Genomic DNA, 5,402 nt, shown 5'->3' with positions numbered 1-5,402 from the left:
ATCGGAAGACCGGCGGCGGGCCTCCTGGTTCCAAGAGTAGGTGCTGAGGGTGTCTCAGCTGTGGAAACGGCGAACCAGGCACCGTGTTCCAAGTTAATGACATAGCCTGGCCAGTGCGGGCACCTTGGTCTTCCCACGACTGTTGAATGCTGACTGGGAAACGCAGGACATGTTCAACCGATTTCCGATGACTCGATAATTTGACCATCAACCAATGCGAGCTTTTCAAAGTCTCCATCTTTCAAGGGGAGCAACACGACACCGCTGGCATCGGAACAACGAGCGATGGCCAGTTCTTTCGCAGCCTCTCTGTCGGCAAGTCCGACGATGAAACGTCGAGTCCTCCCATCGTCGATCAGCGAAACGCGCCATCCCGTAGACATCGATCCCTCCCATGGCCTTCCGTAAAGAATATAGTAGCTGTCCAATATGCGAGACCGATGCCGCTTCACGAGCGGATCGACCGACGTGTGACCGCATGGTCGTACGGCGGCGATCGACGAGCCAACGGGCCGCTATTCAAATGAAATAGCTGTCCTCAACCAGAATGCCAGCTTCGCGTGCGGCTTCCTTAAACGCGTGACGTGTCCAGGCGAGGCTGTCGTCGCTGCCGTCGCAGTTCAAGCATGCACGCCGCGCTTCAGCGTATTTGGGGCCGTCGGTCCGAGGCCAATTGTCGAAGAGAAGGTCGGCGGCATGTCCCAAACTGCTGACCGCACTGGGATGCCGCGCGCCGAGCAAGCGAACGAAAACTGGCCCAGCAAACGGCTTGTCGTACACGCTTCATACCTCTCCACCGCCGCAACGCGACGCAGGGGGCATTGGTTGCTTGATTGGGAGGGCGATCTCGTGAGCGGCGAACTGATCGAGGCTAGCGTGGTAGGCGAGACGCTTTGGTGCAGGCGAGAGGGACGGCTATGTCGAGCTGGTCGTGCTATCTGCCGAAGCTACTTCTTCCGGCGGATCTGATTGCCAGATCGCGGGAACTTTTCCCCGACGGGCTCGTTGGGGAGCACGCAACGTTTGATGTTGAAGCTGGCCACGGCGTGATCCCCCTCCCGCCCATGGCCGCCGGTCCCATTATCATCCTGCTAAGCCCCGAAATGCCACGGATGAAGTCGTCGCCATTGGTGCCGTTCAGAATGTCGTCGCCATTGGGCCTTGAATAACCGCAATTGGATTTCTCCTGTTGTTCAACTGTTCGCGCGGCCGATCGCCGCTTGATTGCCTGTCTTTCCCGCCGTTCGCCGAGGCGGTTGCCGTCTCGGCCGCGAATTGCCTCCGGCCTCACCCGTCGGCGTCACGATGCGTCTTGACGGCCCATGCCCGCGCAGCCAGACGGATGGGACCGTTTGATTTAAGAGCCTTGGCCAGATGCGACTTCAGAACCGCGCGATGGTTCTCGGGTAGGGTGGCGCAGTAACCGGGGGCTGGTCCGACTCCGAGGGTAAACAGCCGCCAGAGCGCCTTGAAGTCGGGGAATGGGGCTTCGATCTCGATCGGCTCGATGACGGGCCGGCGCAAACCCACTCATGGCAAATCGCGGCCAACCTGTGAAGGGGCGTCGAAGGCTGCCCCCTGGCGCCCCTCAGCGATCACATCATCTGCTTGACTTCGCTCGCAAATAGTTAAGTGGGGTATCATCGGCGCCGCCTTGACCCCACCACCTTCACGCATCGTATAGATGATTCAACAAGTTGGCGTTCTTTGGGACGGGGTCAACCTTCGACGCCGATTCACACAGCAACGCTGATTACAGCAATTGTCGGTGCGCGTCTGCTCCCTTGGGTCGACTCGTTGGCTATCGAGCAGGCGATGGTCTGAAGCAAGAGAGGCTCCCAAACAGAGCCGTACATCATGGAACGATCGCACCTGAGGTTCGTTGATGGTCGTAAAACCGCGCCCGGCTTTCCCTGCGACGGTACAGCCGCGGCGCGGCGAAGAAAGTTCACGCACAAGGAGAACATATCATGATCCGCAATCTGCTGGCAACTACGGCGATCGCGACACTGCTGTCGACGGCCCTCTATGCGCAGGATACAACCGCTCCGGCTCCCGCGGCTCCCGCTACCCAGGACGCCGCTCCGGCTGAAGCGCCCATCGCGCCCGCCGACGGCTTTTTAGCCACAAATCTGATCGGCGAAACCGTCTACAACGGTACCGGCGACGACGCCGAGAACATCGGCGAAGTCAATGACATCGTTATCGGTTCGAACGGCGAGGTCGAATCCATCGTCATTGGCGTTGGCGGCTTCCTCGGTCTCGGCGAGAAGAATGTCGCTGTGAACTACACTGAGGCCGACTGGGCCGAACGGGACGGCGACCGTTGGTTGGTCATAGCCGCCACCAAGGAACAGCTCGAGGCACAGGCCGAATTCGACCGCCGCGGCTATGAACCTGCACCGGCGACCACCGCCGGCACGGAACCGGCTCCGGCGACCGACCAGACCGCGACGGCTCCGACTGAGCCTGCTCCGGCTGACAACCAAAGCGCTACCGCCCCGGCTCCGGCCGCACCGGCGACCGACCAGACTGCAGCCGCTCCGGCTGACCCGGCCGCTCCCACCGACCAGACCACGACGGCAGCAGTGGACAAGTCGACGCTGAAGGAAATGCCGACCGGTGAAATGCGCGCCGAAAACCTGATCGGCACGACCGTCTACGGCGCCAATGATGAGATGATCGGCGAAATCGGCGACGTCGTGCTCGAAGGTGAGAATGTCGATACGATCATTGTCGATGTCGGCGGGTTCCTCGGTATGGGCGAGAAGGAAGTCGCTGTCGCAATGGACAATCTCGCGTTCATGACCGATGCGGATGGCAACAGGTATCTCTACACCGGCTTCACTAAGGAGCAGCTGGACGCGCAACCGGCTTATGATGAGGCCACCTTTGCCCAGAACCGCGACGATCAGCGCATGATGAATCAGTAATCATCCACGATTGTCGTCATAGAACCCGCGCCGGCAACGGCGCGGGTTTTCTTTAGGTGACTGCATTCCTGCATTCCTGCTTTCCTGCTTACACGCGTGGTTCCGGTAACTTGGACACTTCACCGAGAGATGGATGCGTAGCCGAACAGTCTCGGCAGGCACCCGTCCAGTTCGCGCTCGATTAGTTCGACATCGGCAGATCAGTCAGGCTGCTGCTTCCGATGCCAAACGATAGCCTTTGGGGCGGACTCGGTCAGCAAAAAGCGTTGGCATGAAAACGGCAAAGCCGCTTCCGTTCGAGCGCGCCACAGTTGGGCCTTCACCGGAGTGCCTGGTGGCGCGTGTCGGTAGACGCAAGGGCGCTAAATCCCTCGGGAACTCCCGTCCGAGTTCGATCCTCGGCGTCCGCACCAGCAAAAGCTTTTCATCGTATTTGCTCGCACACTATGTGCAAAACAGCTTGGTGGTAGAGCCCAATAGGTCCATCTTGCCCGCTGACGCGGCCGATACTAACGGCTAGGCCTTGCATCCACGGATCGTTCGGGCACACTCACCGTTAACGACAAGCGGGGTGGGTTTTCATTTAGGGAGGAGCCTAACCGATGAGAACATTCATCCTAGCAGGAATTTTCGCCCTGTCGGCGTCAACTTCACTGGCCCAGACGGGCACGGCGCCAGAGCCAGTTGCTCCTGCGGCCCCGGCTCCTGAGACCGCAACACCGGCTCCTCCCGCGGCTGCAGCGGCAGTCGATCCAGCCGACACTCAGGCTGGAACCGGGCAACCGGCCAATCTTTGCCAGGAACTCCTCGCCTTCGTGCGGGAGAACCAACCCGAAGCCGCTGCGCCGGCGGACGCACCCGCCAAGGCGGCGGACCCGGACGAGCCGTCGAAAGAAGCTGACGGACCGGGCGGAGAGAAAACCGCGGCCGCGCCGGCGCAACCCGCGGATGATGACGCAGCGGCAGCCGGCGAAGAGACCGCCGCGGCTGGGGAGGATTCTTCGCCGGCTTCAGGCGAGGCCGTTCCACCGCGCGCGCCCTCCGAGAGCAGTTCCGCGCAGGACGTCTCCGGGCAAAGCGGTCCGGCACACGAGGCACCGGCCCCGAATACCCAGGACGCAGCGGAATCCAATGTGGAGAATGCGCCACAAACCTCCGGCCTGAGCGCGCCGGTGCCGACGGAGGCCGCGGAAGCGGGAGAGAACGTTCAGTTGAGCCTTGTCCAAGCCGAGGAACTTGCCGACGCCAATGACATCGCGGCGTGCCAGGATGCGGCCAGGAAGCTCAGGCTGGCCGGCGCCCCCATGCCTGAGCCGCTGCTCGCGCTGACGGCTCTTGATCTGCAATTTCACCGGGCAAAGGAGACAGAACCTCCGGCAGCAGTGCCGGAAGCTCCAGCGCAGCAAACGCAGCCGCAGCAGTAGGGGTCGGAACAAGATGGGGTGGTTGCCGCCCACCTCAGACGGCATGAATTTGCCAAATAGTGGGCGAATCCCCACCAACAGAGAGGACGGCAACCGCGATGAAAGATCTGATGATCGGCGTTGATCTGGCAAAGGCAGTTTTCCAATACATGGAGCGTCGATGACGGCGCAAGTGCGTTTCGCAGGAAGCTATCCACGAAGGGTCGTTCGGCAGAAGAGTACCGCGATGACTTCCTGGGCCGCTTCTGCGCCTTGGTAGAAGCGCAAGTCCTGGCCTTCGCCGAGCGAGGAGGCGGGGCTGGCTGATCGAGCGTAGCTCGTGCCCTATACGGCCAACGCCGATGCAGCCGTGATTGAGCCCGGCGCGGCCGTCGAACTTGGTCCTGGCGCTCATGTCACTCAGCCTGGTCCTGCACGAGCTGGCGACAAACGCCGCAAAGTATGGCGCACTGTCGGCATCTGGTGGCCGGGTGCAAGTCAGCTGGCTGGAATGTGCCGGCCATCTCAAGCCGCACTGTCGTGGCGGCGCGGCGCTTACCAGCACTATCAACTATCTTAACACGTCACCAATCTCAACGCGCGACGAAAGGTCCTTGCACGCCGCATCCGAGCGCTACGTGAAATCCAGCGCCCGCATCGACATGGTGAGTTCGCACCTACTCTTGGAATGTCGGGTTTTGGAGACCCGCGGCAGCGAGTTGTACATCTGAGTTGTGGCGCCTTGCGGTGCGATAGGATCTTCGGCCGTGAACAGACGGTCGGCTTCTGGTGCCGGTTATGTGCGAGCAGATATCCGAAACTCGTTGCGGGACGAACCCGGTGACGCGCCTGATCGCCGCGAAAGCGCCAAAGTAGCTCAGGCTCAGGACGGCTCGCAGCCTGCTGCGGCTCGTAACGCCGGCGGCCTACCCGCGAACGCCGCAGCTGCACACGAGATTCCTGGAACATTGTATGGGGCCAAAATGCACCGGGTATGCGGTTCGTTCGATGAGACCACCACGGCAAGTGTGCTTGCCGCCTCGAAATGACTAGTCGGGTTCTTTGA

At 61.2% G+C, this 5,402-nt stretch carries 5 protein-coding genes; 2 read left to right on the top strand and 3 right to left on the bottom strand.

Annotated elements, in window-relative coordinates; genetic code table 11:
• Positions 1 to 173: 173 nt before the first annotated feature.
• The 3 genes from MAXJ12_RS32115 to MAXJ12_RS32100 all read right to left on the bottom strand — a co-directional run bounded on the left by MAXJ12_RS32115 (position 174) and on the right by MAXJ12_RS32100 (position 1,530).
• Complete coding sequence (locus MAXJ12_RS32115; RefSeq protein ID WP_008840391.1) at positions 174 to 383, bottom strand: hypothetical protein; 210 nt, start codon at positions 381 to 383, stop codon at positions 174 to 176.
• Between the two features lie 136 nt (positions 384 to 519).
• Positions 520 to 780, bottom strand: coding sequence for a DUF982 domain-containing protein (locus tag MAXJ12_RS32110; protein WP_008840390.1), 261 nt, complete (start codon positions 778 to 780; stop codon positions 520 to 522).
• Positions 781 to 1,287: 507 nt separating this feature from the next.
• Complete coding sequence (locus tag MAXJ12_RS32100) at positions 1,288 to 1,530, bottom strand: hypothetical protein (protein ID WP_139044162.1); 243 nt, start codon at positions 1,528 to 1,530, stop codon at positions 1,288 to 1,290.
• Positions 1,531 to 1,970: 440 nt separating this feature from the next.
• On the opposite strand from MAXJ12_RS32100, the gene MAXJ12_RS32095 reads away from it, so the two are divergent.
• On the top strand, positions 1,971 to 2,933 hold the full coding sequence (locus MAXJ12_RS32095; RefSeq protein ID WP_008840387.1) for a PRC-barrel domain-containing protein: 963 nt from the start codon (positions 1,971 to 1,973) through the stop codon (positions 2,931 to 2,933).
• 815 nt (positions 2,934 to 3,748) lie between these two features.
• Positions 3,749 to 4,357, top strand: coding sequence for a hypothetical protein (locus tag MAXJ12_RS32090; RefSeq protein WP_008840386.1), 609 nt, complete (start codon positions 3,749 to 3,751; stop codon positions 4,355 to 4,357).
• The last annotated feature ends 1,045 nt before the right edge of the window (positions 4,358 to 5,402 follow it).

The organism is Mesorhizobium alhagi CCNWXJ12-2 (assembly GCF_000236565.1).
Lineage (GTDB): Bacteria > Pseudomonadota > Alphaproteobacteria > Rhizobiales > Rhizobiaceae > Allomesorhizobium > Allomesorhizobium alhagi.
This window is presented reverse-complemented; position numbering and strand designations above follow the sequence as displayed.

Bases quoted from the DNA above. Each gene is read 5' to 3' on its own strand.
- MAXJ12_RS32115 (WP_008840391.1), bottom strand. From the start codon at position 383: ATGTCTACGGGATGGCGCGTTTCGCTGATCGACGATGGGAGGACTCGA.
- MAXJ12_RS32095 (WP_008840387.1), top strand. From the start codon at position 1,971: ATGATCCGCAATCTGCTGGCAACTACGGCGATCGCGACACTGCTGTCG.